This window comes from Mammaliicoccus sp. JADD-157, assembly GCF_049310805.1.
Taxonomy (GTDB): Bacteria; Bacillota; Bacilli; order Staphylococcales; family Staphylococcaceae; genus Mammaliicoccus; species Mammaliicoccus lentus.
On sequence record NZ_JBMOVZ010000001.1, the window covers coordinates 59,501 to 84,019 of the forward strand.

26 protein-coding genes and 1 pseudogene are annotated in these 24,519 nt (G+C 31.5%); 23 read left to right on the top strand and 4 right to left on the bottom strand.

Annotated features, from left to right (window positions below; all coding sequences use genetic code 11):
• The first annotated feature begins 14 nt into the window (after nt 1-14).
• From ACO6VN_RS00305 to ACO6VN_RS00320, 4 genes are read left to right on the top strand one after another with little or no spacing between them, the layout of a single operon-like run.
• Nucleotides 15-686, top strand: coding sequence for a uracil-DNA glycosylase (locus ACO6VN_RS00305; RefSeq protein ID WP_257504544.1), 672 nt, complete (start codon nt 15-17; stop codon nt 684-686).
• Complete coding sequence (locus tag ACO6VN_RS00310) at nt 679-1,017, top strand: DUF5327 family protein (RefSeq protein ID WP_064204232.1); 339 nt, start codon at nt 679-681, stop codon at nt 1,015-1,017. Before ACO6VN_RS00305 ends, ACO6VN_RS00310 begins: the two co-directional genes overlap by 8 nt.
• 21 nt (nt 1,018-1,038) lie before the next feature.
• A complete protein-coding gene (locus ACO6VN_RS00315) occupies nt 1,039-1,401 on the top strand; it encodes a DUF423 domain-containing protein (RefSeq protein ID WP_016999450.1) in 363 nt (120 codons plus the stop codon).
• A 53-nt stretch (nt 1,402-1,454) separates the two neighbouring features.
• On the top strand, nt 1,455-2,933 hold the full coding sequence (locus ACO6VN_RS00320) for an APC family permease (protein WP_194200092.1): 1,479 nt from the start codon (nt 1,455-1,457) through the stop codon (nt 2,931-2,933).
• Between the two features lie 101 nt (nt 2,934-3,034).
• On the opposite strand, the gene ACO6VN_RS00325 is transcribed toward ACO6VN_RS00320, so the two are convergent.
• Nucleotides 3,035-4,393: an APC family permease gene (locus ACO6VN_RS00325; RefSeq protein ID WP_016999452.1), complete on the bottom strand. Its 1,359-nt coding sequence runs from the start codon at nt 4,391-4,393 to the stop codon at nt 3,035-3,037.
• A gap of 476 nt (nt 4,394-4,869) precedes the next feature.
• Here ACO6VN_RS00325 and gltS point away from each other — a divergent pair, with 476 nt between their 5' ends.
• Nucleotides 4,870-6,078 carry a sodium/glutamate symporter gene (gene gltS, locus ACO6VN_RS00330; RefSeq protein WP_016999453.1) on the top strand — a complete coding sequence of 403 codons (1,209 nt, stop codon included), beginning with the start codon at nt 4,870-4,872 and terminating at the stop codon, nt 6,076-6,078.
• Between the two features lie 427 nt (nt 6,079-6,505).
• Here gltS and hemQ read toward each other — a convergent pair whose 3' ends face one another.
• Nucleotides 6,506-7,258 carry a hydrogen peroxide-dependent heme synthase gene (hemQ, locus tag ACO6VN_RS00335; protein WP_016999454.1) on the bottom strand — a complete coding sequence of 251 codons (753 nt, stop codon included), beginning with the start codon at nt 7,256-7,258 and terminating at the stop codon, nt 6,506-6,508.
• Between the two features lie 249 nt (nt 7,259-7,507).
• Here hemQ and ACO6VN_RS00340 point away from each other — a divergent pair, with 249 nt between their 5' ends.
• Genes ACO6VN_RS00340 through ACO6VN_RS00355 form a run of 4 tightly spaced genes read left to right on the top strand, consistent with a single transcriptional unit; the run spans nt 7,508 to nt 10,634 of the window.
• Nucleotides 7,508-8,230, top strand: a complete 723-nt coding sequence (locus tag ACO6VN_RS00340; protein WP_135032413.1) for a methionine ABC transporter ATP-binding protein — start codon at nt 7,508-7,510, stop codon at nt 8,228-8,230.
• Nucleotides 8,227-8,898, top strand: a complete 672-nt coding sequence (locus ACO6VN_RS00345; protein ID WP_194200093.1) for a methionine ABC transporter permease — start codon at nt 8,227-8,229, stop codon at nt 8,896-8,898. The genes ACO6VN_RS00340 and ACO6VN_RS00345 overlap by 4 nt, the downstream gene beginning before the upstream one ends.
• Before the next feature lie 7 nt (nt 8,899-8,905).
• Nucleotides 8,906-9,709, top strand: coding sequence for a MetQ/NlpA family ABC transporter substrate-binding protein (locus ACO6VN_RS00350; protein WP_194200094.1), 804 nt, complete (start codon nt 8,906-8,908; stop codon nt 9,707-9,709).
• Nucleotides 9,710-9,725: 16 nt separating this feature from the next.
• Nucleotides 9,726-10,634: an ABC transporter substrate-binding protein gene (locus tag ACO6VN_RS00355; protein WP_194200095.1), complete on the top strand. Its 909-nt coding sequence runs from the start codon at nt 9,726-9,728 to the stop codon at nt 10,632-10,634.
• Nucleotides 10,635-10,686: 52 nt separating this feature from the next.
• Here the strand turns inward: ACO6VN_RS00355 and ACO6VN_RS00360 are convergent, their stop codons facing one another.
• Together ACO6VN_RS00360 and ACO6VN_RS00365 are read right to left on the bottom strand one after the other, a co-directional pair.
• Nucleotides 10,687-11,904 (bottom strand): MFS transporter, encoded by a 1,218-nt coding sequence (locus ACO6VN_RS00360; protein ID WP_422404080.1) that lies wholly within the window; start codon nt 11,902-11,904, stop codon nt 10,687-10,689.
• A gap of 8 nt (nt 11,905-11,912) precedes the next feature.
• Nucleotides 11,913-12,305, bottom strand: coding sequence for a hypothetical protein (locus tag ACO6VN_RS00365; protein ID WP_422404396.1), 393 nt, complete (start codon nt 12,303-12,305; stop codon nt 11,913-11,915).
• Nucleotides 12,306-12,660: 355 nt separating this feature from the next.
• Between ACO6VN_RS00365 and ACO6VN_RS00370 the strand changes: the two genes are divergently transcribed.
• The 14 genes and pseudogenes from ACO6VN_RS00370 to ACO6VN_RS00435 all read left to right on the top strand — a co-directional run bounded on the left by ACO6VN_RS00370 (nt 12,661) and on the right by ACO6VN_RS00435 (nt 24,463).
• Nucleotides 12,661-12,909: a hypothetical protein gene (locus tag ACO6VN_RS00370; protein ID WP_422404081.1), complete on the top strand. Its 249-nt coding sequence runs from the start codon at nt 12,661-12,663 to the stop codon at nt 12,907-12,909.
• Nucleotides 12,906-13,691, top strand: a pseudogene (locus tag ACO6VN_RS00375) (metallophosphoesterase); the annotation flags it as partial. The gene ACO6VN_RS00370 and the pseudogene ACO6VN_RS00375, both read left to right, overlap by 4 nt.
• 96 nt (nt 13,692-13,787) lie before the next feature.
• Nucleotides 13,788-14,447, top strand: coding sequence for a hypothetical protein (locus ACO6VN_RS00380; RefSeq protein WP_194200100.1), 660 nt, complete (start codon nt 13,788-13,790; stop codon nt 14,445-14,447).
• Nucleotides 14,448-14,563: 116 nt separating this feature from the next.
• Nucleotides 14,564-15,550 carry a phosphate acetyltransferase gene (gene pta, locus ACO6VN_RS00385; RefSeq protein ID WP_016999458.1) on the top strand — a complete coding sequence of 329 codons (987 nt, stop codon included), beginning with the start codon at nt 14,564-14,566 and terminating at the stop codon, nt 15,548-15,550.
• A gap of 2 nt (nt 15,551-15,552) precedes the next feature.
• On the top strand, nt 15,553-16,389 hold the full coding sequence (locus tag ACO6VN_RS00390) for a lipoate--protein ligase family protein (protein WP_194200101.1): 837 nt from the start codon (nt 15,553-15,555) through the stop codon (nt 16,387-16,389).
• Between the two features lie 81 nt (nt 16,390-16,470).
• A complete protein-coding gene (locus tag ACO6VN_RS00395) occupies nt 16,471-16,797 on the top strand; it encodes a DUF1450 domain-containing protein (RefSeq protein ID WP_016999460.1) in 327 nt (108 codons plus the stop codon).
• A 276-nt stretch (nt 16,798-17,073) separates the two neighbouring features.
• On the top strand, nt 17,074-17,550 hold the full coding sequence (locus ACO6VN_RS00400; RefSeq protein ID WP_016999461.1) for a GNAT family N-acetyltransferase: 477 nt from the start codon (nt 17,074-17,076) through the stop codon (nt 17,548-17,550).
• 13 nt (nt 17,551-17,563) lie between these two features.
• Nucleotides 17,564-18,325, top strand: a complete 762-nt coding sequence (locus tag ACO6VN_RS00405; RefSeq protein WP_323710743.1) for a 2-keto-4-pentenoate hydratase — start codon at nt 17,564-17,566, stop codon at nt 18,323-18,325.
• A 23-nt stretch (nt 18,326-18,348) separates the two neighbouring features.
• A complete protein-coding gene (locus ACO6VN_RS00410) occupies nt 18,349-19,647 on the top strand; it encodes an HD domain-containing protein (RefSeq protein WP_016999463.1) in 1,299 nt (432 codons plus the stop codon).
• Nucleotides 19,648-19,714: 67 nt separating this feature from the next.
• Nucleotides 19,715-20,227 (top strand): YwhD family protein, encoded by a 513-nt coding sequence (locus ACO6VN_RS00415; RefSeq protein WP_064204224.1) that lies wholly within the window; start codon nt 19,715-19,717, stop codon nt 20,225-20,227.
• A 202-nt stretch (nt 20,228-20,429) separates the two neighbouring features.
• Nucleotides 20,430-20,849: a DUF1934 domain-containing protein gene (locus tag ACO6VN_RS00420; RefSeq protein ID WP_231055916.1), complete on the top strand. Its 420-nt coding sequence runs from the start codon at nt 20,430-20,432 to the stop codon at nt 20,847-20,849.
• Nucleotides 20,846-22,504 (top strand): arginine--tRNA ligase, encoded by a 1,659-nt coding sequence (argS, locus tag ACO6VN_RS00425; protein WP_422404082.1) that lies wholly within the window; start codon nt 20,846-20,848, stop codon nt 22,502-22,504. Before ACO6VN_RS00420 ends, argS begins: the two co-directional genes overlap by 4 nt.
• Before the next feature lie 95 nt (nt 22,505-22,599).
• The gene (locus ACO6VN_RS00430) at nt 22,600-23,487 is read left to right on the top strand and encodes an ABC transporter substrate-binding protein (protein WP_422404083.1); all 888 of its coding nucleotides are present in this window, start codon (nt 22,600-22,602) and stop codon (nt 23,485-23,487) included.
• Nucleotides 23,465-24,463, top strand: coding sequence for a FecCD family ABC transporter permease (locus ACO6VN_RS00435; protein ID WP_016999468.1), 999 nt, complete (start codon nt 23,465-23,467; stop codon nt 24,461-24,463). Before ACO6VN_RS00430 ends, ACO6VN_RS00435 begins: the two co-directional genes overlap by 23 nt.
• Nucleotides 24,464-24,519: the final 56 nt, after the last annotated feature.

Below are 24,519 nucleotides of genomic sequence, written 5' to 3' on the forward strand. Positions count from 1 at the left end.
TCATTTTTAAAGAGGTGAAAAAAATGGATTGGCAAGAAATCTTTCACAATATAAAAGAGCAACATGATTTTTCAGAAATGGAAGCTTTTTTAGAAGAAGCTTATCAAAATACAACGGTGTATCCAGCTAGAGAAAATGTTTATCAAGCATTTGATTTAACACCGTTAGACAATGTTAAAGTCGTCATTTTAGGTCAAGATCCGTATCACGGGCCAAATCAAGCACACGGTTTAGCTTTTTCAGTACAACCTGATGCTAAGTTTCCACCTTCCTTAAGAAACATCTACAAGGAATTGGAGTCGGATATTGGTTGTAAGCGTACTAGTCCACATTTACAAGATTGGGCAAAAGAGGGTGTGTTATTATTGAACACAGTATTAACTGTGGAAGCACATAAAGCACATTCTCATAAAAATATCGGCTGGGAAATTTTCACGAATGAAATCATTAAAAGTATTTCACGTGAACTTGAAGATGTCGTCTTTATTTTGTGGGGTAAACCAGCACAAGAGAAAATTAAACTCATTGATACAGAAAGACATCATATTATTAAATCGGTTCATCCAAGCCCATTGTCAGCTCATAGAGGATTCTTTGGATCAAAACCATTTAGTGAAACAAATCAGTTTTTAAAATCAAAAGGTAAAGAACCGATCAATTGGTGTGGAGGTGAGGTAAATGATTAGCAGAGATCAATTAATATCAGCGATTGAAGATGAATTGGTACATGCAGATAACGCGACAAATAATGAAACATTTAATAAACATATGCATGCAATTCACACTTTAAGTGGATTAATTGATGCAGAAGAGGGAAATAACCAAGGTATAGAAGTGAAACAACCTTATATGAAAACTTCTTCAACGCCAATTAAAAAGGAAAATCCTCAAATATCTAATGAAGAAATTAGAAAAATGGGTGGAAAAGTACCTGATAAATCAACGGTAAAACAAAATGAAAATACTTTAACGACTGATGATGGTATAGGAAATGGAGATTCAATTTTTGATTTTTAATAAAAGAAAGGAAGTAAGAAAATGAAATTATTTATCATTATTGGGGCAATAAATGCAATGATTGCTGTTGCAGCAGGTGCTTTTGGCGCTCACGGTTTAGAAAATAAATTATCAGCTAAATATTTAGATATTTGGGAAAAAGCAACAACTTATCAAATGTATCACGCACTAGGCTTAATACTCATTGGTATTGTTTCCGGCACAACAACTGCAAATTTAAATATTGCAGGTTGGTTGATGACATTCGGAATTGTATTCTTTAGTGGTTCTTTATATATATTAGCTTTAACACAAATTAAAGTATTAGGTGCTATTACGCCGATAGGTGGCGTGTTATTCATAGTTAGTTGGTTGTTACTTGTAATCGCGGTTTGGAAGTTATAAGGTATAAAAGTTAGTCGCGTTTCACGAAAAATAAAAATAAGGGTGGAACATCAATGGCAAGACGAAAGAAAGATTTATCAAGAGGGAATTTAGAACAGAACTTATCTGAGAAATTTGTTTGGGCCATAGCTTATGGCTCAAGCATAGGTTGGGGAGCATTTATACTTCCAGGAGATTGGATAGGCCAAGCAGGTCCAATAGGTGCTTCAATAGGTATCTTTATAGGTGCACTATTAATGATTGTTATAGCTATAAGTTATGGCGCATTAGTAGAGAAGTTCCCTGTATCAGGTGGAGCTTTTGCATTTGGTTACTTGGGATTCGGGAAATATGTGTCCTTCTTTTCATCATGGTTTTTAACCTTTGGGTACATATGTATTGTTGCTTTAAACGCGTCAGCATTCAGTTTGCTATTTAAATTTGTAATGCCTGGGTTTTTAGAACAAGGTAAGCTATACACTATTGCAGGATGGGACGTTTATATCACTGAAATTATATTATCTTCATTAATTTTATTAATATTTGCTTGGATCAGTATTAAAGGTTCAAGTTTTTCAGGAAATTTACAGTATATATTCTGTGTTATATTAGCAGTTGTTGTCGTTCTACTATTTGCAGGTTCATTTTTCACACAAGACTTTTCATTTTCAAATTTACAACCTGCAATAAGTGAGAAAGAAGGTTGGCTAGGCTCGATACTATTGATATTAGCTGTAGCACCTTGGGCTTACGTAGGCTTTGACAACATTCCACAAACAGCCGAAGAATTTAACTTTGCGCCAAGTAAGACGTTCAAACTCATCGTATTTAGTTTATTAGCATCAGCAATAACTTATGTAATGATGATACTGCTAACAAGTTGGTTATTCAAAGATCCTTCTTCAATAGGAGGGAATTTATGGGTAACAGGTTCAGTTGTAAAAGAAGGGTTCTCATTTGTAGGTTTAGCAGTGTTAATCGTTGCTATTATGATGGGGATATTTACTGGATTAAATGGATTCTTTATGAGTTCTAGTAGATTGTTATTCTCAATGGGTAGAGCAGCAGTTATGCCAAGCGTGTTCAAAAAATTACATCCTAAACACAATACGCCATATATTAGTATTATATTTATACTCGTTTTAGCATTAGTAGCGCCTTGGTTAGGTAGAACAGCATTAACATGGATTGTAGACATGTCTTCAACGGGTGTTTCAATCGCATACTTTATCACATGTTTATCAGCATTTAAGTTGTTCTCATATGATAAGAGAAGTATGATGTATCATCCGAAATATAAAACATTTGCTTTAATAGGTGCGATTATTGCGTTAATATTCTTAGGACTATTACTGATTCCAGGATCACCAGCGAGTCTTTCATTACCTTCTTATATTGCATTATTTGTTTGGTTAATCTTAGGTGTAGTATTCTTTATGGTTAGATATCCTTCACTTAAGAAAATGACAAATGATGAATTAAATTATCTAGTATTAGATAAATCAAAAGAAGAAATGATTGAGCTTGAAGCAAAAACAGAAGTGAAAAATTAAATAATTCGGACATAAAGTCCTTGCTCAAAAAATAAAGCTCCTAATCCGTTAGAAACGTAACGGATTAGGAGCTTTTTATTCAATAAATCTAGTTGTCTATGTTATGAGCGACGTTGTTTATTTTTATTTAAATACATATAAACTGGTACACCAATAGCTAAAATGATTAATGAATATAATGAACCCATAAAATCAGATATTAAAGTGTTAATGATAATGAATGCGCCACCGAAAAGAGCTAGTAAAGGTACAAATGGATATAGCGGTACCGAATATTCTCTTTTAGTTCCTTTATTTTGTTTTCTAAGTATAAATAGGCCTACAAATGCCATCATATAGAATAAATATATGATGAAAATCGTAACTTCAGATAAATAATCAGCGTTAACTGTGTTCGGGAATAAAATCGTCAATATAATTAATATTACAGATATTCCAAATACAGTCATTAAAGCGCCTAATGGTGATTTTAACTTAGGGCTAATATATCCGACATATTTATGTAATGGTAATAATCCATCTTCAGCCATCGCAAATGGTATGCGTGGGAATGTAATGATTTTTCCGTTTAAACAACCGAAAATTGAAATAATGACACCAATATTCACGATTTTTGAACCGATATCTCCGAATAGTGCTTTTGCTGCTTCGGCACTTGCAGTATTACCTAAGCCAACTAGTTTTTCAGCTGGGATAACGTGAAATACTGAAATGTTAATTAATACGTATGCCAAAGTTACAACAGATAAACCAATTAACATAGCTAGAGGTAGGTTTTTCTGAGGTTTTTTCATTTCCCCGGTCATATTCGTTAACATAATCCAGCCATCATAAGCGAATAATGTAGCGAGTACAGCCCTACCAAAATTGATTTCGCCGTCTGTTTTGATAAGAGATGTAACATCTTTACCGAATATACCTTCGTCTCCCCATAAAAGACCAAATACAATAATAGCAATTACAGGAATTAATTTTGCAATTGTCGTGATATTTTGCATAAGTCCGCCAAATTTAGTACCTAATATATTTACAAGTGTTAAAAATATTAGTGCTATAAATCCAATCCAAACACTTAAATCGTTACTAATATTAAAAAAGTTTGTAACTAAAATACCAAAAAATAGCACGAGTGAAACAATAATTGCAGGACCATAAATGATCGTTTGAACCCATCCTGTTAAAAAGCCCCAAAATGGACCATAAATGTCACGTATGTATGCGTATAAACCGCCTGTTTTTGGAATTTGAGCACCTACTTCAGCAATTGTAAGTCCTGCTGCTAATGTAAGCACGCCTCCTACTACCCAAGCCAAAATGGCAAGATTACTTGTACCTGCATGTGTTAATACAACAGCAGGTTTTACAAATACGCCTGACCCGATAATTGTACCGATTACAATAGTAATTGCGGTCATTAGACCAATAGATTTTTGTAGTGATTGTTCTTGATTATTTTTCATAAATACTCCTTGAAAATAGATTTTGTAAGTAATATTTATCTATTACTTAATATACACGATAAACGAGGAATGTGAATGGATTTTTTAAACCATTAATGAATTTTTAGAGAAAATAGCTAAGTAATGAAACAATATAAACAGTGAACTTTTAAAAAGATTGCTGATGGCTAATTATATTGATAAAGATACTTATCCAATAACTACAGTAACAAAAATGTAAGTAATTGTTAATATCAGTATGATAAGGGCTACGAGAAGCATTAAATATAATAATAAAGAATAAACAATAATGCATATAAACGAATATGCAACTAATGACGAAATGAGTTATATTACACTATTAAATATTTGCTAGATTTATTTAAATAAAGTATGTATAATGTTCAACGTGGCTTTGTAAGCACTTACTTAAAAATAAAAATAAATGACATTTAGCATGAAAACAATCAGGATTGTCGTTTGAGGAGGAATGTAAAATGTTAGAGCTCGATGCTATTACAACGTTGGCGCTAGCATGTGTCTTGCTTTTATTAGGGCAGGCAATTGTAAATAATGTTTCTATATTAATGAAATTATGTATACCTGCTCCAGTAATAGGTGGGTTAATTTTTGCAATTTTAGTAGCAATTTTACAATCAACAAACGTGGTTACAATAAAATTAGAATCTGAATTTATTCAAGATTTCTTTATGTTAGCATTCTTTACTACAATAGGTTTAGGAGCATCTTTAAAATTATTACGACTCGGCGGTAAAGTATTAATAGTATACTTTATTTTCTGTGGTATTTTGGCTACATGTCAAAACATTATTGGTGTTTCACTTTCAAAGGTGTTAAATATACCTCCGTTACTAGGTTTAACAGCAGGTTCTATGTCAATGGAAGGTGGACATGGGAACGCTGCAGCATATGGTAAAACTTTAGAAACTTTAGGCGTAGATTCAGCTGTTACTGCTGCGCTTGCTGCCGCTACGTTAGGATTAGTTGCAGGCGGATTAATAGGTGGTCCAGTTGTTAGATTCTTAATTAAAAAATTCGATTTAAAACCAGAGCAAGCAGAAGCTTCAGCTCTAGATTATAGTGATGTTGATTATAATAAAGAATTACATAGTAGAATGAATCCAACTACAGTATTTATCGTTCAATTTACAATTATCACTGTTAGTATGGCGATTGGTACATATTTAGCTGATACATTTACAGACTACACGGGTATTAATGTTCCTATTTATGTGGGCGCTATGTTTATAGCTGTTATTATCAGAAATATTTCGGACTATGGAAAATTAAACATTGTAGATATGAAAATTACAAACCGAGTTAGTGATGTATCATTGAGCTTGTTCTTATCAATTGCTTTAATGAGTATTAACTTAACAGAAATATATAATTTAGCGTTACCATTAACAATTATAGTATTAGTACAAATAGTATTTATTGTACTGTTCTCAGTATTTGTAGTGTTCCGCGCATTAGGGAAAAACTACGATGCAGCTGTTATGATCGGTGGATTTATTGGTCACGGGTTAGGCGCAACACCAAACGCAATGGCAAACTTAGACGTTATTACAAAGAAATTTGGTGCCTCTCCAAAAGCTTATCTAGTTGTACCAGTCGTAGGTGCATTCTTAATAGACTTACTTGGCGTACCAATCGTAACGTTCTTTATTAATGTATTCAGTTAATAATAGTACATCGAAATAATTCTCCTAATCCATTCGATTAGGAGAATTTATTTATATATGGGCTTTATAAAGTAATATTTAAAATGCGGTTCGATAAATAAAAATTATCGAACCGCAAATGCGAAATACAGGTCGATAAATAAAAATATCGAACCACAAACATGAAATACGGTCCGATAAAATAAAAATATCGAACCGCAAACACGAAATACAGGTTGATAAAATAAAAATATCGAACCACAAACATGAAATACGGTCCGATAAAATAAAAATATCGAACCGCAAACACGAAATACAGGTTGATAAAATAAAAATATCGAACCGCAAATGCGAAATACAGGTCGATAAATAAAAAATATCGAACCACAAATTAAAATGAGGCTGAAACACCAATAGATGTTTCAGCCTCTATATTTATCTTGAAATCTTAGTTTAGTTTAAAGAAGTCATTTAATTCGTCAATATTTAAAATGTTACCTACGTAGAATGCTCCGAAGTCACCATATCTTGCTGATACTTCATCGAAACGCATTTCATAGATTAATTTTTTGAATTGTAGCATATCGTCACTGAATAAAGTTACGCCCCACTCGTAGTCGTCCAATCCTACTGAACCGGTAATGAATTGTTTAACTTTACCAGCGTAACTGCGTCCGATTAAACCGTGTGAACGCATTAAGCTACGTCTATGTTCCATATCTAACATGTACCAGTTATCTTCACCGTCACGTCTTTTATCCATTGGATAGAAACAAACATATTCTGAACGTGGTACTTCAGGATATAATCTAGCTTTTACATATGGGTTTTCATATGGATCTTCATCTGAATCACCAGCTAGATAGTTAGATAATTCCACTATTGAAACATAAGAATATGTTGGAATTAAGAAATCACTAATATCTAATTTGTTTAATTCATTTTCTAAAGCATTTAATTGCTTAACATCAGGACGTAAGAACCATAACATTAAGTCTGCTTTTTGACCTGTTATGTTATAAAAAGCATGAGAGCCTTCTTTATTATTATGAACAGTTTCTAATCCTTCAAGGAATTTTTTAAACTCTTCAACTATCGTATTTCTATCATCTTCTGGCACAGTTTTTAGGCTTGTCCAATCTATTGCATAGAATAAATGTAAGCTGTACCAACCATCTAATGTTTTTGCTGCTTCGTTCATTATGATTTCGCTCCTTTTAGATTAATTCTTTTCTCTATCTAAGTTTATCATACTAGAAAAGGAATAGAGGACTCAACTTTTACAGTGTTGTGAAGAAAAGTACTTCGGACATGACGCACTGACTTATATTTAATTGTATTTTTAATGTTGTTGATTATCTTTTTTGTTTGGTGGATAATAATTAAATAAATATTATAAAAATATTTTAAATTAGATGCCTGAAAATTTTATTATATAGGAGTATAAAAAGTGTATAAATTAGAGAATGTATCGAAAAAGTATAGAGGGAAGTTTGCTGTTGAAAATCTTTCCTTTTCAGTAGCATCTGGTTCTATTACTGGTATTGTTGGTAAAAGTGGTTCTGGCAAAACAACGTTATTAAAGTTACTTAATTTTATAGAAAAGCCAACTGAAGGTAAAATTATTTTTGATGAACAAGAAATTAATAAGTTATCAAAAAAAGTGATTAGAAAGTATAAGGAAAGAATAGGTATGGTCTTTCAACATTATAATTTATTGAATAACTTAAATGTGTATCAAAATATAGCTTTGCCTTTGAAAATCATAAATGCAGAGAATGAGGATAGAGTGAAAGAACTTATTCAATTTGTTGGATTAGAAGATAAAATGAACGATTATCCTTCTAAATTATCAGGAGGCGAGAAACAACGTGTAGCATTAGCGAGATCTTTAGTTAGAAACCCAGATATATTGCTATGTGATGAAGCGACTAGCAGTTTAGATGAGAATAATACAGAAGAAATCATAAAAATGCTTAAGAAAATTAACAAAGAATATAGTATTACCATTATTTTTGTTACACATGAATTGAGTGTTGTTAAACAATTGTGTGAAGAAGTGTTTGTGATGGAGGACGGAAAGTTGCTAGATATTATTGAAAATAAAAACAAAAGCATAGAAAAAAATACAGGTACTTATTTAGAAAATGTTAAACGGAGTATTGAAGGATGACTTTCTTTGAAAAAATAAATTATTACTTACCAGAATTACTTCAATCTTTGCAGGAAACTTGCATCATGCTAGGATTTTCCATGATTATTACTTTACTAATTGGTTTACCTTTAGGTATAGCTTTGTTTTTATCCAATCCAGGTATTAAAGAATTAAATAGAAATTATTATTGGTCTTTTAATTTTTTAATTACTTTTATTCGTTCATTTCCATATTTATTATTTGTCATCAGTTTAATTCCCTTAACTCGTTTAATTTTAGGGAGCGCTTTTGGTCCATACCCATCGATAATACCTTTAAGTATTGTAGGTATTGCTATTTTTTCAAGACTAGTAGAACAAGTTTTATTAGATATACCGATAGAAATAAAAGTTTTAGCTGAGTCGCTAGGTGCAACAAAATTAAAATATATATGGAATTTTCTTTTAGTTGAATCACGTAGCGGTATTATATTAGCTTATACGACAACGATAGTAAGCATGGTCTCATATTCAACAGTGATGGGCATTGTTGGTGGCGGAGGTATTGGAGATTTTGCTATTCGCTATGGTTATCAAAGTTATGAAACTGAAATAATGTATTTCGCAATTATCATCATTATTATTTCTGTATTTATCATTCAAATGTTAGGAAATAATATCTCTAGAAAATTAGATAAAAGAAAGTAGTGTAGACATGAAAAAAGTTTGGTTTATTTTTATATTGTTGTTTAGTGTCATTATCTCTGGTTGTGGAGCAAAAAAAGATAACGAAGATAAAGTGATTAAAGTTGCTTCACAAGCACCACCTATGACAGATGTTGTAAAAGTTGCAGCAAAAGAAGCGAAAAAAGAGGGTTGGGAAATCAAGCTTGTACAAGTAAATGATAACGTTGCTTATAATGATATGGTAAGTAGTAAAGAAGCAGACGCGAGCTTTGCACAGCATAAACCCTTTATGGAAAAATATAATAAAGAAAGAAAAGCGAATTTAGTTGATCTACAGCCTATATATGACGCAAAAGTAGGTTTTTATTCTAAAAAATATAAAAAAGTGAAAGATATCCCTAATGGAACGAAAGTCGCTATACCTAACGATATTTCAAATGAAGGTCGAGCTTTAGCGATATTAGAAGAACAAGGATTAATTAAATTAAAAGACGGCGTGGGCGTTAACGGTACAACTAAAGATGTTGTAGAGAATCCAAAAGATTTCCAATGGTTAAAAGTAGATTTACTGAACTTAGCAGAAACGTACAGTGAAAAAGATGTATCACTTGTCTATAACTATCCAACTTATATTTCTAAAATTGGCTTGAAACCTGCTGACGCGCTGTTCTTAGAGAAAAATATTGATTCACGATTCTCAATTCAACTCGTTGCAAGAGAAGATAATAAAGACTCAGAAAAGATTAAAGAATTACATAAAGTTATGAAAAGTGATGCAGTTAAAAAATATCTAAAAGAAAAACATGAAGATACGTTAATTCCATCGTTTTAAAATAAGAGGTGTAGAAATGAAAAAATTATTAAGTTTTGTATTATGTTTAGCGTTATTGTTAGCAGCATGTGGTAATAAGAACGAAGCATCAAGTAGTAAAAGTGACAGTAAAGAGCGAACATTTACTACTGAAAGCGGAGATAAAGTAAAAATCCCTAAAAGTCCAAAGCGTATTCTATTACTGACAGCTAACTATGGTAACTTGAAAAAATTAGGTGTAGAACCAGTAGCGATTACAAGTGTATTCCCTGATTCTAAATATTTAGATATGAAAGACGTTAAGAAAATAGATCCAGAAGATGTTGAAGCGGCAGCAAAACTTAAACCAGATTTAATCGTAACGTATAAAGAAAATAAAAATAATAATAAACTTTCAAAAATAGCACCAACCGTATCATTAAAAGTTCAAGACACAGATTATAAACAAACACATATCGAATACGGTAAATTAGTGAACAAAGAAGAAAAAGCTAAAAAACAAGCAGACGAACTATCAGATAAACTTCTAAAAGACGGTAAAGAAATTAAAAAACATATCGGAGCAGATAAAACAGCTTCAATTATGGACGTACAAGCAAAAGACATTTATCAGTTCGGTGCAAGATTCGGTAGAGGTAGTGATGCACTATTCGATGGTTTCAAATTAAAAGAAGATCCAGAAGCTAAAAAAGCAATGCCAAAAGAAAAATTCATGAAAGTACCTCAAGAAAAATTTAACGATTATTCAGGAGACTACTTATTTGTTCCGACACTAGACGGTAAAAAATCAAATAATGAATTTACAAATTCAACAATATGGAAAAATAATAAAGCAGTGAAAAACAATAACGTTATTTACTACACAAGTAATGAAGCAATTTACGGAGATTTAATCTCAGTTGAAAAACAAGCAGAAACATTTAAAAAAGAACTATTAAAAAAATAAAGTAATATACAAAAAAGAAGCTAGAGTTGAGCTTCTTTTTTGTTCTAATAAATTAACTTAATTCATTATCATTTAAATCAATTGCAAATATTTTTGTACTGAGACTACTAAATATAAAAAGTATAATGCCACTGATAATAAAAATAGTAGCGTAACTGAAATGATTGAATATTTGACTATAGAATAGTATTCCTAATGGTAAAAGAACTTGAGATAGTACATTTAATAAATTAAATACTCTTCCTTGATATGAGTTTTCAATATTGATCGTTAACCAACTTGTTACTGGAATACTCGCAAATGATATAAAAATTCCTATAATAAAGTTAAATACACTGAATAAAAGTACATATAAAAATCGATTAAATTCAATCATTAATAATGAACCTAAAAGAATTGTTAAAAAACTCATTCCGATTACACTAAAATATGAGAATTTCAAAGGATATTTTAAACTTTTAAAAATTGATAAAAATATACCTGATGCTATCAGACCTAAAGAAAATATACTCTCAGTAAGTCCGAACTCTATATTTTTAAAATCTAATACATTTACTTGAATGTATGGAAGTCCAATTAGATAAGAACATAGGATGAAATTCACAATCCCCGCAAAAAAAAGTGAGAACATAATTTTCTTGTGCTTAAATGAATATTTTAATCCATCTAAAAACATACTTAAAATTCGCTCTTCATCTGTGTTATCCGTAATTTTTTTGTTTTTAATATGCAAACTCGTAATTAATAAGAGACAAATCATCTCGCAAATCAATTCGATAAATACTAAAATTTTTAAGCTAATTACAGTGAAAAATACGGCACCTAGTAATGGAGCCATAATATTTATTAATGCTAACAATACCTGTTGTAATGATTTTATGCGTTGAACTTCATCTTCTTCAGATATTAATATGATAGTAGATGAAATAGTGGTTGTGACAATATTATCTGTAATTTTTAGAAAGACAATAATCATTAATAATAGATAAAGATTATGATGAGAGAAAGTGAAAAAATATAAAGATAAAGCTGTTAATGAAATGAATTGACCAATAATTAATATTTTCTTTTTAGATAGTTTATCTATTATTGGACCTAAAAATGGCATTAAAACCAGTGTTACAATAGGGCCAATAGCTTGGCTCCATCCAAACAAAATAATATTTTCAAATTCTTTCAGGATATATAATCCAATGATAAATATTAAAGTACTACTAAAAAAATTCCCCCAAAAAGTAATGGATAATATTTTGAAAATATTTTTATTCATATGTAAGTTCACCCCATACTTAATTTAAAATACTGATACTCATGGCTAAATGTCAGTATTTTGTCTTTTAAAAAATCATTGCCAAGTAAAACCTCATAATACATATTGTCATTTTTACTCTTTTCAATATATAATTTGGGGATTTGAAAATTATATTTATTTAAAAAAGTAACAGTTTTATATTTTTTAAAGTCGTGATATTGAAAAGTAACTCCATTAATTCCAAGTATAATTTTCTTTTCAAAATCTGATTCTGAAAATGAATTTTTTAATTTTTGTTCATTATTACAGTATGTATAAGTAAAGCCAGTGTCTATTATAGATTTGAATTTCTTATTATCTATCATGACTTCAAATACAGGGATTTTCTCATTAGATATAACAGGTATATTAAAAAAGATTAACCTTTAGAGAAAATTTTTCTTGGATTTATGTAGTAGGTTTTATACTACCATGAAATTGTTATACGCGGATTAGATTCTGTTTCAATTACTGTTTCTACAACTTCTTTATTTTCCATAATAAACGTCCTTTCTATATAAATTTTTCTTTATCTTTTCTATATTATAGTGCGATATCCAAAATTTAACAATTGATTTAACGGAATTTTCAGTTTTATTTTAATGATTATTCTCCTCAGACTCATATATCTTTATATGGCATTCATACTATCTTTACATAGGGTTAAAATATGATTGATCCACTTTTTATAGAATGCATTCAACAATTACAAGGGTTATTTAGGAAGAAATTAACATGTATAATCAGTCAATAGTAAGCAGATTCTTAAATGGTACTGCATGTTTGATGTTATTATTAGGCGTTTCTGCAAACCAAACTGTAGAGGTTAGTGGAGCTGGTAAACCTGGCGCTCAGACATCTGTATCAACAAGTAATTCGAATGATTCTGTAATTAAAGTGACAGCGCAAAAGCCTCAAGTAGCACCTGTACCTAAGAAAAACCAACCTAACCGTATTATCACTAACTTTAATGGAGATACGTAAATGGTGGTTCTTACTATTCATTTAATTATAATGGTGCACATATGGTAGTAGCTAACACAAATGATAATAAGAAATCTCAAGATAATCCAGAAGAAAAAGCTATTGGAAAAGAGCAAATGGAATGGATTAAGAAAGATATTAAAGAAGCGAGAAAAAATGGCTCTAAATGGGTAATTTTAAGTCTTCACAAACCTATGTATTCTAAATCATATCACGCATTATCAGACAAAGACGTAGCTAAAATTCGTGAAGAGTTAACGAAACAAATCGATGAATTAGATGTAGATTTAGTACTTCAAGGTCATGACCACGTGCTTTCACGTACAAAGCCGCTTCTACACACTTCAACAAAAAATAGTTTTGTTAATGCTAAAAAAGAAGATGCTAGACAAGTTAGAGGCAAAAATAACGTAGTCTATTATGATAATCCTAAAGGTTCGGTCTATGTATTACCTAATACTGGTGGAACAAAAGCTTACGACAGCATTTATGACCGCCCATTAGAACACATCAAAAAAGTGAGACCTGAATTAAAAGATTTAACACAAGAACAATTAGACCACTATAATAGTTTATTTGCTTTAGGTGATCAACCTCATAAAACTGATGCATTCGATAAAAGTCATGAAAACAACCGTGACTCATCAGATCAAAACTTCTCAGTTTATGATGTATCAGGTAACGAACTTGTCGTGAAAATTTACCAATTACACGGAGATATTAGTAAAGGTGAGCAACGACAAGTGAAATTAGTTGATGAATTTGGTATTAAGAAAAATTAAAATAATCTATAAAGTTTAATAAATATGAATACTAGACGTCTCCTTTAAGAACTATGATATGGAGGCGTCTATTTGTAAATTAAAGGAGAGATTACTTTGCAACAAAAATTCAAATATTTAAGTGTTTGCCTCATCTTAATTTGTATCTTAAGTGGTTGTAATAATGAAAATTCAGATCATAGTAAATCAGAACACGTTAAAGAAACACAACAAATAAAGGCTGCTCAAAAACAACTTTCTGATGAAAAGAAAAGTGAACTGAAACGAAAAGTATTAAAAATCGCTGATGGTTATGGAAAAGAAAAAGGTTTAGCAATATCTAATCGATTTTATAGTGGTAGTGAACACAATGCTGGTGATGGATATGCAATGACACAAGATGGAGAATTACAAGTATCAGATTATAATAAACCAGGAGAAAAAGCTTTCAAAGTACATAATGTGGTAGGGATATCTACATATCATTCCAGTAATAATGTAAAAGGGTACGATAAACAAGCACAGGATTTAACAAACCTCGAAGGATATAAAAGTGTAGCAGATAGGAGTAAACCTATCTCTAAATATTTATTTGCAGACAATGGAAAAGTTTATACATATCAATTTACACATAATGAAGATACGACATTGTCAACGGGGTTTGCTGCTAAAAATTATAATGGAAAAGACCCAAACTTAAAGCCGAATGTCATGTTTACAGAAGTTAAAGAGAATGATTTAGTTAAACAATGGAAAAAGTTGCTTTCGAAAAATTAATCATGATTCTATTTAATTTCCTAAAATAATTTCACAGTTCGAAAACGTGAAAATTTATGAAAAAATGTTATAATAATTAGTGGAAAAATAATAGTGAGAATATATAGGAGGCAATTATGTCTAAATTACTTAATGTCTTAAGCGACAAATTATCAGGTAAGAATGTACGTATCGTTTTACCAGAGGGTGACGATGCTCGTGTTTTAACAGCAGCAGTTAAATTACAAACTACAGATTTGGTTTCTCCAATCGTACTTGGTAATGAAGATAAAATTAAAGAAACAGCTGACGGTGCTAATTTATCAATAGAAGGTTTAACAATTATCAACCCAGAAACAAGCGAATTAAAAGCTGATTTAGTTGAGAAATTCGTTGAACGTCGTAAAGGTAAAGCGACTCAAGAACAAGCTGAAGAATTATTAAATAATGTAAACTACTTCGGTACAATGTTAGTTTATACAGATCAAGCTGATGGCTTAGTAAGTGGTGCTGCGCATTCTACTGCAGATACTGTGCGTCCAGCATTACAAATTATTAAAACTAAACCAGGTGTTACAAAAACATCAGGTGTATTCTTCATGACAAAAGGTGAAGAACAATATGTATTCGGTGATTGTGCAATTAACCCTGAATTAAACGCACAAGATTTAGCTGAAATCGCAATCGAAAGTGCTAAAACTGCACAAGCGTTCGGCATGTCTCCAAAAGTAGCGATGTTAAGTTTCTCTACTAAAGGTTCAGCAAAATCTCCAGATACTGAGAAAGTATCAGAAGCTGTACAAATAGCTCAAAATAATTTACAAGAAACAGACTTAAAAGATGTTGTATTAGACGGAGAATTCCAATTTGATGCAGCAATCGTTCCAGAAGTGGCAGCTAAAAAAGCGCCAAATTCTGATATACAAGGTGATGCAAATGTATTTATTTTCCCAAGCTTAGAAGCGGGTAACATTGGATACAAAATTGCACAACGTTTAGGTGGATACGATGCAGTTGGTCCTGTATTACAAGGCCTAAACGCACCAGTTAATGATTTATCACGTGGTTGTTCAGCAGAAGACGTATACAGTCTTTCAATCATTACAGCTGCTCAATCTCTATAATCATGGAAAACTTGCAAGATTATTTTACACAAGAATGGCGATACATTGACCACACTTCAGGACTGCAGCCTATGCAGTCCTTTAGTTTCGATGATACATTTTGTGAACAAGTAGGTAACGACAATAGTCCAAGTGTTGTGCGCACATGGATACACAATCATGTTGTTATTTTAGGCATACATGATTCTAGACTTCCATATTTAAAAGACGGAATAGCATTCTTGAATGACGTTAAAGGATATAGCGCGATTGTAAGAAATTCGGGAGGTCTAGGAGTTGTGTTGGATAAAGGTGTTCTGAACATATCTTTAATATTTAAAGGTAGACATGATGTATCAATTGATACAGGCTATGAAGTGATGTTACGTCTTATACGTGAAATGTTCAAAGATGAAACAGATAAAATTGTAAATAAAGAAATCACAGCATCATATTGCCCAGGAAGTTATGACTTAAGTATTGATAACAAAAAATTTGCAGGCATATCACAAAGAAGAGTACGCGGTGGCATAGCAGTGCAAATATATTTGTGTGTTGAAGGATCAGGTTCAGAAAGAGCTGAAATGATGAAGGAATTCTACCAACATGCTCTGAAAAACGAAAAAACAAAATTTATTTATCCTACAATTATTCCTGATTGCATGGCTTCTATAAATGAACTATTGAATACAGAATACACGACAAATGATATATTATTTAAATTATTAGGAAGCCTTAAAACATTAGGTGCAACTTTAAATATGGACCCAGTTTCCACAGAAGAATGGGCGTTATACGATAAATATTTCGAACGCATGATAGAGCGTAATAATAAAATGATACGCAATATGCAAAAATAATAAAATGACATTCTCAAAAATCTGTGAAGGTGGTATAATAATTTATTGCTAAAACAGAAAATATGAAAGGTGGGGAAACAAGTGCGAAATAAATTTCAATTATGCGATGACTGCCAAGCTGTCAATCTTCCATCATTAATGAAGAAAATTAAAAAATTAGATCCAGATGCGGAAATTGAAGTAGCATGTCAATCATATTGTGGTCCAGGTCGCAGAAAGACATTCGCATTCGTTAATAACCGCCCGTGTGCCGCTTTAACAGAAGATGAACTAATGGAAAAAATCCATAAACAACTTCAGAAAAAACGTAATCCAGAAGAAGAAGAGAGATTACGACTTAGAAACGAAGAACGAAAACGTCGACAAAAAGAATTAGACGAAAAGCTTAATAAAAAATTGAAAAAGTAAAAAGAAAACCTACGAGCTAAAAAAATTAGTTCGTAGGTTTTTAAATTTTAAATATTTTATTCGAATGTTATTAATATGTGTTAACATTCTTAACAAATAATACCTTTCCACAGGCTTTTCGGTTATAATTAAGTATTCTGAATATTATAGTTTTTTGTATATAAATGATATAATTATAAATAAAGATAGGATTTTAAAGTAATTTAATAATTGTCATTCGTTTAATATAGTAAAGGCCAGTGAATGGCGTGGATGGTAGATAGAGGAGAGGTATTTATGACAAAGGTAAGGAAAGCAACAGTAGGGGATTATTCTGGAATTAAAAATGTAGCGTCTAAAGCTTGGTATGACACATATACGAATATTTATACAGCAAGTACTGTAACAGCATTTTTAAACGCTTCTTATTCTAAAGAGATGATAGAGAAGCGCATTAATGATTCTGATTTCTATGTTGCTGAAGAGGATGGAAAGATTATTGGCTTTGCTAATTTCATTAAAGGTACTGAGCTATATTTATCATCCCACTACGTATTGCCAGAAGCTCAGCGAGATGGTTATGGTAAAGCCTTGTTGTATAAAGGTTTGAATAGTTATAAAGGTGAATATCATGAAGTATATTTAGAAGTAGATGGCAAAAATGATATCGGCATTGCTTTCTATAAGAAAGAAGGATTCGAAGTAGTGCGTGAATATGAAGAGTTACTTTTCGGAGAAACGATGCATACAACGCTAATGAAAAAAACTTTCTAGGAGGTAGAGGATAATGGAACAATCACTTAATAAATGGGTAGCACAATTTTATGAAGCATATGAGAATAAGACGATTATTCCTAATGGTGTTTTACCTTCGAATATCACAGAGAACGCTGCTTATGATGTTCAAGAAGGTGTTCTTCAGCGTAAAGAAGAAACTGAGTTGCATAAAGGATATAAGATTAGTTTAACAAGCCAAGAAACACGAGATATATTTTCTTCTACAACCCCTTTATATGGTGCGATGGGAGATACAACGATTTTCGGTAAACGTGTTCAGTTAAACGACTTAAATGAACCACTTATTGAAATGGAACTTATATTTCTCGTTCAAGAAGAGTTAAACGAACAAGACAGTCTAGAAGATATTATGAATAAGTGCTTAATCGCACCAGGCATAGAGATACCAGATTCAAGATTTAGTAATTGGTTCCCTAACTTGAGTGTCACTGAAATTATAGCTGACAGTGCAGTGAGTGGTGGTGTTGTATATGGTGAGCCTAAACAATTATCATATGAAGATATTAATAATATTAAAGGGACTTTATATTTAGATGGTAAAGAAATTGCTTATGGTAATAGTACAGAAGTTGAAGGCCATCCAGCAAAAGCAGTAAAATGGCTGATTTCTGAAATTAAAAAATATAACCGTTCATTGAAACCAGGTATGTTTGTTTCTAGCGGCACATTTATACTGCCTAAACCTTTAACTCAAGGGGTTTATAAAGCAGAATATGAAAATGTTGGTAACATTGAGTTTACAGTTGAGTAATAATTTCGAAAGGAGGAAACTAAGTGACTTATGAAGATTATGGGACGAAAAAATTAACAGAAGAAAAAGTTTTTAAAGATCCTGTGCATCGTTATATACATGTGAGCGATCAATTAATTTGGGATTTAATTAAAACTAAAGAATTTCAACGCTTAAGAAGAATCAAACAACTTGGAACATTATATTTATCTTTCCATACAGCTGAACATAGTCGCTTTGGTCACTCCTTAGGTGTTTATGAAATCGTAAGAAGAATGATAGATGAAGTATTTGTTGGAAGAGCGCAGTGGGACAATAAAGATAGACCACTTGCTTTGTGTGCAGCTTTACTACATGACTTAGGACATGGTCCTTTTTCTCATTGTTTTGAGAAAATATTTTTAACAGATCATGAACAATTTACGCAAGATATTATTAAAGGTGATACTGAAGTAAATGAAGTGCTGAGCAGAGTATCTCCAGATTTTCCAACTGAAGTTGCGGATGTAATTAATAAGACCCATAAAAATAAACTTGTTATTTCTATGATTTCTTCACAAATAGATGCCGATAGAATGGATTATTTACAACGAGACGCTTATTTCACGGGTGTGAGCTACGGTCAATTTGATATGGAACGCGTATTACGTTTGATGCGCCCTTCTAAAGATGAAGTGCTGATTAAAGAAAGCGGTATGCATGCAGTTGAAAACTTCTTAATGAGCCGATATCAAATGTATTGGCAAATTTATTTTCATCCAGTTAGCCGTGGTGGAGAAGTGTTATTAAATAGATGTTTTAAACGTGCTAAAGTGCTTTATGATAATGGATACTCATTTAAAGAAGCACCGAAATATTTAATACCGTTTTTCGAAGGTGATGTAACAATTAAAGATTATATTCGTTTAGATGAATCAGTTGTTATGTACTATTTAGAAGAATGGACTGAAGAAGACGATGATATATTAAGTGATTTAAGTAAACGATTCGTCAATCGTGACTTATTTAAATATTTACCTTTCGATGGATCTATTATTACAATAGGTGAATTAACTGAGTTATTCGAAAAAGGTGGCATCGATCCGGAATATTACTTTGTTTGTGATTCATTTTCCGATTTGCCATACGACTATGATCGTCCTGGTTCAAATCGCCAACCAATACATTTATTACAAAAGACAGGTCATATTAAAGAGATAAGCAGCCAGTCAGTAATTATTCATAGTATTACTGGAATTAAACGTCTAGATTATAAATTATATTACCCGAAAGAACTCATTTTAGAAATGGAAGATGAAGATATTAAGGGAGATATCATCAATTTATTAAACGAATTGGTATAATTTACAAACTTGAATATTAATCTTAAACTCTAGTATGATATACACAAGAATTAAATGAGGTGAAATAATGGCTGAAAAGAAAGGCTTTCAATTTAACATTATTAAAAATGACCCACTAGATGGACATAAAGGTACGAATATAGGATCAATAAGCTTAGATAATGTAGCCCCTGTATTTGTTGATGTAACTGAACAAACAGCTTTTATAGATGTAGGTGCAATGCATGCAAGAGCTGAAGTTGAAAAGCGAGTTAAGTGGGTTAAAGATACGGAAGAAGTCAAAGGCGAAGACGCGAGAGAATATTGGCTTTGTTGGGTTACGACTGAACGTGGAGAACAAGGTCCATATTATGCAGGTTTAACGGGATGTTACTTATTAGTAAATAAACCGAAGAAACGTGGATTTAAGAGTATGCCTGAACATGTTAATATGATGGATAAATCCATGAAACACCAAATTAAAATTGACCAAATTGGTGATGAAAATCGTAAAGTACTCAAAAAATTCCTTCAAGAACATAACATGGAAATGTGGAATAATAGTAGCGATGAATTAAAGGCATCATTAGAGACAGACTAATTGTGACTATTTTGTGACTTAATTGTGAATTATAGCAATAAAAGTAAATTGCTATTGTCTTTTCTGAATTTCATCAGTAAAATAGTTGATAGCTACTATAGCTAGGACACTAAAGAAAGCAGGCGCTTTTAGCCCTGCTTTTTTTAATTTTATTTGTCATATATGCTATAATTATAACGGTTCTAAAACGGTGAGGTGAGATATGATGAAAGAAAATATCAGCGTTAATGTCAGACAAGTAGTTAAACAAAATGGCGATAAATCAACATTTCAAACTAATACTACAGGTACATATCACAAAAGGAATAGTGATATTATTAGGTATGAAGAAACAATAGATGACCAAGTTGTTAAGAACATGCTTAAAATAGACAAAACTGGCGTTAAAATTCACCGTACGGGTACAGTTAATACAACTTTTCATTTTGTAGAAGGTAAGGATACGGTTAGCTATTATGAAACTGAAGCGGGTCGTATGACTTTGAACGTCAAAACATTGTCAATCAAACACTTTATAGATGAAGAAAAAGGTAAATTAAAAATACACTATCAATTAAGTGATCCATCAGGCTTACTCGGAACATATCAATTTCAAATAAATTACAAGGAGATAAATGTATGAATATAATTGATCAAGTTAAAGAAACATTAATAGAAGAAATTAAAGCGAGTATATTAAAAGCTCAACTTGTAGACGAAGTACCCGAGATTAAAATTGAAACACCTAAAGATTCAACAAACGGAGATTATTCAACAAACATTGCAATGGTATTAACAAAAATAGCGCGTAAAAATCCACGTGACATTGCTACACAAATTGTAGAAAATTTAGATACTACAAAAGCAAATGTAAAAAAAGTAGATATCGCTGGGCCTGGATTTATTAATTTTTACTTAGATCAACAATATTTAACAACTGTTATTGAAACAGCTTTAAATAAAGGAGAAACTTTTGGTCAAGCGGATGAATCTAAGAACGAAAGTATTATAGTAGAATATGTATCTGCAAATCCAACTGGTGATTTACACATCGGTCATGCTCGTAATGCTGCAGTTGGTGATACGCTATCTAATATTTTAAGTGCAGCAGGCTATGATGTAACTAGAGAATACTATATAAATGATGCAGGTAAACAAATTGAAAACTTAGCACATTCTATAGAAGCACGTTACGATCAAGCAATGGGTGTCGACACTGAATTACCCGAAGATGGTTATTATGGCAAAGATATCATCTCAATAGGGAAAGATTTAGCTGAGAAACATCCAGAAATTAAAGACCAACCAGAGGAAGAAAGAATTAAGACTTTCCGTAAACTTGGTTTAGATTATGAAATGGCTAAATTAAAAAATGATTTAAATGATTTTAATATACATTTTGATAGTTGGTTTAGTGAAACATCTTTATATGAAGCAAATGAAATTACAGCTGTACTTGATAAAATGACTGAACTTGGTTATACATTTGAGAAAGACGGCGCAACATGGTTAAGAACTACTGAATTTGGTGACGATAAAGATCGTGTACTTGTTAAACAAGACGGTACGTACACTTACTTCTTACCAGATATCGCATATCATTATGATAAAGTAGAACGTAAATTTGATAAATTAATCAATTTATTCGGTGCTGATCATCACGGTTATATAAACCGTCTTAAAGCATCTTTAGAAACATTTGGCGTTGACTCAAACCGTCTTGAAATCCAAATTATGCAAATGGTAAGATTATTACAAGATGGTGTAGAAGTTAAAATGAGTAAACGTACGGGTAATGCTATTACTTTACGAGATATTATGGATGAAGTTGGCGTTGATGCAGCGCGTTATTTCTTAACTATGCGTAGTCCTGATACTCATTTCGATTTTGATATGGAACTTGCGAAGAAAGAATCTCAAGATAATCCAGTTTATTATGCACAATATGCTCATGCGAGAATATCATCTATTATTCGCCAAGCAGAAGAAAAAGGCATTAAGCTAGATAAAGATGTTGATTTATCTTTAATTACGCATGATAAAGCTTTTGAATTATTGAAGAAAATTGCTGAGTTTGAACCAACGATTGTATCAGCTGCAGAATCACGTAGTCCACATCGTATGACGAATTATATTCAAGATTTAGCTGCACAATTCCATAAATTCTATAACGCTGAAAAAGTATTAACAGATGATATAGAAAAGACAAAAGCACATTTAGCTTTAATCGAAGCAGCACGTATTACTTTACGTAACGCTTTAAAACTAATTGGTGTTTCTGCCCCAGAATCAATGTAATTTAATATATTGTTTTAATTGAGGTGCAGCTCAAGCTTATTTGAGTTGCGCCTTTTTGTGTATCATTTTTTAAGTAAAGATAGGAGAGAGATAAAATGAAATTATTTAGAGTTGTGTATTTATTATTTGCAGCAATAATTGTACTTTCAGGCTGTCAAAGTAATACAGACAATGAAAAAAATGAAGCAAAACAAGAATCAAAGGAGAAAGTAGAATACAAACGAATTATTTCATTAATTCCAAGTAATACAGAAATATTATATGAACTGGGTCTTGGTGATAAAGTTGTAGGGGTTTCTACAGTGGATGATTATCCTAAAGATGTGAAAGATAAAAAACAATTTGATGCATTTAAATTAGATACAGAAGCATTAATGAAAGCTAAACCAGATTTAATATTGGCACATGAATCTAATAAATCTACACAAGAAAAAGATTTGAAAAAATTAATTGATGCTGGCGTTAAAGTCGTATACATAGATGATGCTAATTCCATCAATGAAATGTACCAAACATTTAAACAAGTCGGTAAAGTTACAGGTAAAGAAAAAGAAGCTAATAAGCTTGTAGATAAAGTGAAAAACGATATCGAAAAGGTGAAAAAAGATATACCTGAAGATAAACAAGGCAAACAAGTATTTATGGAAATTTCATCACAACCAGATATTTATACATCAGGTAAAAACACATTTTATGATGATATGTTAACTTCAATTAAAGCTAAAAATGTATTTCATGATGAAGAAGGCTGGATTAAAACAGATAAAGAAAGTATTTTGAAACGCAATCCAGACGTTATGATAACAACGAGCGGGCAAAGCGAAGAAGAATATAAAAAATTGAATAACAATAGAGACGGGTTTGATCAAGTAAATGCAGTTAAAAACGACAGCGTTTACGCATTAAACGCAGATAAAATATCAAGACCAGGTCCAAGACTAGCTGAAGGATTAGAAGAGCTTGCAGACAAAATATACGACTAATCAATCTAGTCATTTTAAGTATATTTTGATTTGGTTTCTCGTTCTGTTGTTATCTGTTGCAGTGTCTTTGTTTATAGGTTCTACAGGTATAACATGGAAATTTGATAATCAACTAGAATGGACGATTTTTTATAAATTAAGAGTTCCGAGAACATTACTGGCTTTAATTGCTGGTATGGGACTAGTAATGAGTGGTCATATTTATCAAACAATATTAAATAACCCATTAGCAGATAGTTTTACATTAGGTCTTGCTAGTGGCGCAACATTTGGAAGTGCACTTGCAGTATTTCTTGGTGTATCCATTTGGTTTGTGCCGTTGTTTTCAATATTTTTTAGCATGTTAACGTTAATAATCATCGTATTAGTTACGGAAACAATGGTAAAAACTTTTCATGTAGCTACGATGATTTTATCGGGTATATTTATTGGCGCATTTTTTAGTGCAGCATTATATATACTACTGTTAATAAAGCCAGACAAAGTTAATAACATGGTTTCATATATGTTTGGAAGTGTTGCTTCAGCTGAGAGAATAACCGTCGAAATAACTGGAGTCGTAACTATTATATGTATTGTCTTATTATTAGGTATGAGCCATGTAATCAAGCTTATACAACTAGGTGAAGATAAAGTTATTACGCTTGGTGTTAATGTTAGATTTATATCATGGTTCTGCTTATTAATAGCTGCAGTTATGACGGCCGTTATAATAAGTTTCACAGGCATTATTGGCTTTATAGGTATGATTGTACCCCAAGTAGTAAGGAGAGTATATAGAGTGCCTATGTTCATTAAAATGATACTTAATATTTTAATAGGTGGATCGTTGTTATTAATAGCAGATACCATAGGCCGTGTCATTATAAGTCCGATACAAATTCCAGTAGGTATTGTATTGTCAATTATCGCTATACCCGTTATGATGTATCTAATGATAACGGAACAACGCAAAAAAGAAAAAGGCAACCTTTAATGTTGTAATATTTCATATAGTAAACACCAATTTGTTAGTAGTTTATCTAACAAATT

Bases quoted from the DNA above. Each gene is read 5' to 3' on its own strand.
- ACO6VN_RS00430 (WP_422404083.1), top strand. From the start codon at position 22,600: ATGAAATTATTTAGAGTTGTGTATTTATTATTTGCAGCAATAATTGTA.
- ACO6VN_RS00325 (WP_016999452.1), bottom strand. From the start codon at position 4,393: ATGAAAAATAATCAAGAACAATCACTACAAAAATCTATTGGTCTAATG.
- ACO6VN_RS00420 (WP_231055916.1), top strand. From the start codon at position 20,430: ATGATGAAAGAAAATATCAGCGTTAATGTCAGACAAGTAGTTAAACAA.
- ACO6VN_RS00400 (WP_016999461.1), top strand. From the start codon at position 17,074: ATGACAAAGGTAAGGAAAGCAACAGTAGGGGATTATTCTGGAATTAAA.
- ACO6VN_RS00350 (WP_194200094.1), top strand. From the start codon at position 8,906: ATGAAAAAAGTTTGGTTTATTTTTATATTGTTGTTTAGTGTCATTATC.
- ACO6VN_RS00315 (WP_016999450.1), top strand. From the start codon at position 1,039: ATGAAATTATTTATCATTATTGGGGCAATAAATGCAATGATTGCTGTT.
- ACO6VN_RS00415 (WP_064204224.1), top strand. From the start codon at position 19,715: ATGGCTGAAAAGAAAGGCTTTCAATTTAACATTATTAAAAATGACCCA.
- ACO6VN_RS00345 (WP_194200093.1), top strand. From the start codon at position 8,227: ATGACTTTCTTTGAAAAAATAAATTATTACTTACCAGAATTACTTCAA.
- hemQ (WP_016999454.1), bottom strand. From the start codon at position 7,258: ATGAACGAAGCAGCAAAAACATTAGATGGTTGGTACAGCTTACATTTA.
- ACO6VN_RS00390 (WP_194200101.1), top strand. From the start codon at position 15,553: ATGGAAAACTTGCAAGATTATTTTACACAAGAATGGCGATACATTGAC.
- gltS (WP_016999453.1), top strand. From the start codon at position 4,870: ATGTTAGAGCTCGATGCTATTACAACGTTGGCGCTAGCATGTGTCTTG.
- ACO6VN_RS00360 (WP_422404080.1), bottom strand. From the start codon at position 11,904: ATGAATAAAAATATTTTCAAAATATTATCCATTACTTTTTGGGGGAAT.
- pta (WP_016999458.1), top strand. From the start codon at position 14,564: ATGTCTAAATTACTTAATGTCTTAAGCGACAAATTATCAGGTAAGAAT.
- ACO6VN_RS00310 (WP_064204232.1), top strand. From the start codon at position 679: ATGATTAGCAGAGATCAATTAATATCAGCGATTGAAGATGAATTGGTA.
- ACO6VN_RS00370 (WP_422404081.1), top strand. From the start codon at position 12,661: ATGTATAATCAGTCAATAGTAAGCAGATTCTTAAATGGTACTGCATGT.
- ACO6VN_RS00355 (WP_194200095.1), top strand. From the start codon at position 9,726: ATGAAAAAATTATTAAGTTTTGTATTATGTTTAGCGTTATTGTTAGCA.
- argS (WP_422404082.1), top strand. From the start codon at position 20,846: ATGAATATAATTGATCAAGTTAAAGAAACATTAATAGAAGAAATTAAA.
- ACO6VN_RS00405 (WP_323710743.1), top strand. From the start codon at position 17,564: ATGGAACAATCACTTAATAAATGGGTAGCACAATTTTATGAAGCATAT.
- ACO6VN_RS00320 (WP_194200092.1), top strand. From the start codon at position 1,455: ATGGCAAGACGAAAGAAAGATTTATCAAGAGGGAATTTAGAACAGAAC.